The sequence below is a fragment of the Bradyrhizobium sp. 61 genome (genome assembly GCF_023073075.1).
Taxonomy (GTDB): domain Bacteria; phylum Pseudomonadota; class Alphaproteobacteria; order Rhizobiales; family Xanthobacteraceae; genus Bradyrhizobium; species Bradyrhizobium barranii.
Window position 1 is genome coordinate 1 of the sequence record NZ_JADPIU010000102.1, and the last position, 1425, is coordinate 1425.

Genomic DNA, 1425 nt, shown 5'->3' on the forward strand with positions numbered 1-1425 from the left:
GATCGTGTCCCCTAGCGTGGTGTAGCTGGCGGCGGGTCACCGCGTTCGCCGGCGAGGGCCGGGTCGGTCAGCTGGCGATAGCCGTGATGCTGACGCTCGGATCATCGCTCAACGGCGCGATGGTTTCCAGTGTCATGTAGCGGGCGCGCTGGACCGCCCACTCATCGTTCTGTTCGAGCAGGATCGCTCCGATGAGGCGGACGATGGCATCCTCGTTGGGGAAGATGCCGACCACCTCGGTCCGCCGCTTGATCTCGCCGTTGAGGCGTTCAATCGGATTGGTGGAGTGCAGCTTGGTCCGATGCTGCGGCGGGAACGTCATGTAGGCGAGCACGTCGGTCTCGGCCTCGTCGAGGAAGCAGGCCAACTTCGGCAGCTTGGGCCGGAGCTGATCCGCAACCTTGCGCCATTGCGTACGCGCGGCCTCGGCATCGTCCTGGGCGAAGGCGGTGGCGATGAAGGCGGAGACCACGCGACGGCCGCTCTTGCCGGCATGCGCCAGCGCATTACGCATGAAGTGAACGCGGCAGCGCTGCCAACTGGCGTTGAGCACCTTGGCCACGGTGGCCTTGATGCCCTCGTGGGCGTCGGACACGACCAGCTTGACGCCGCGCAGGCCGCGGCGGGCGAGCTTGCGCAGGAACGCCGTCCAGAACGTCTCGGCCTCTGACGGGCCGATATCCATGCCGAGAACTTCGCGGCGACCGTCGCTGTTGACGCCGACCGCGACGATCACCGCGACCGACACGATGCGGCCATTCTGGCGCACCTTCACATAGGTGGCGTCGATCCACAGATAGGGCCAGTCGCCCTCGATCGGACGGCCAAGGAACGCCTTCACCTTGTCGTCGATCTCGCCGCACCGCCGGCTGACCTGGCTCTTGGAGATGCCGGTCATGCCCATCGCCTGCACCAGATCGTCCACCGAACGGGTCGAGACGCCCTGCACGTAGGCTTCCTGCACCACGGCGGTGAGCGCCTTCTCGGCCATCCGGCGCGGCTCCAGGAAACCCGGGAAGTAAGAGCCCTTGCGCAGCTTGGGAATGCGCAGTTCCACCGCGCCGGCGCGGGTCTCCCAGATCCGGTCGCGGTAACCGTTGCGCTGGGCCAAGCGCTCGGGGCTCTTCTCGCCATAGGCGGCCCCGGTCTGGCTTTCGACTTCCAGCTCCATCAGGCGCTGGGCAGCAAAGCCGATCATCTCGCGCAGCAGATCGGCATCAGGGGTCTTCTCTACGAGCGTGCGCAGGTTCATCATGTCGTCGGTCATCGGCGGGTCCTCGGTTGCGTTGGCGCGTGTCGCAACCCGATCCTACCGGAGAACTGCCGGTGACCACCGCAAAGCCGCCCGCCCGCTACGGCGCTACTGGGGGCGCGCGTCCGGGCGGCTTTGCTCTACCGAGCTACACCACCTCCGGGGACACGACC

General features: G+C 66.8%; 1 protein-coding gene. It reads right to left on the reverse strand.

Going from position 1 to position 1425, the window contains the following annotated elements; genetic code table 11:
* Positions 1-67: 67 nt before the first annotated feature.
* Positions 68-1267, reverse strand: a complete 1200-nt coding sequence (locus tag IVB46_RS39455) for an IS256 family transposase (protein ID WP_247345303.1) — start codon at positions 1265-1267, stop codon at positions 68-70.
* Positions 1268-1425: the final 158 nt, after the last annotated feature.

Coding starts and splice junctions, on each gene's coding strand:
- IVB46_RS39455 (WP_247345303.1), bottom strand. CDS start 1,267: ATGACCGACGACATGATGAACCTGCGCACGCTCGTAGAGAAGACCCCT.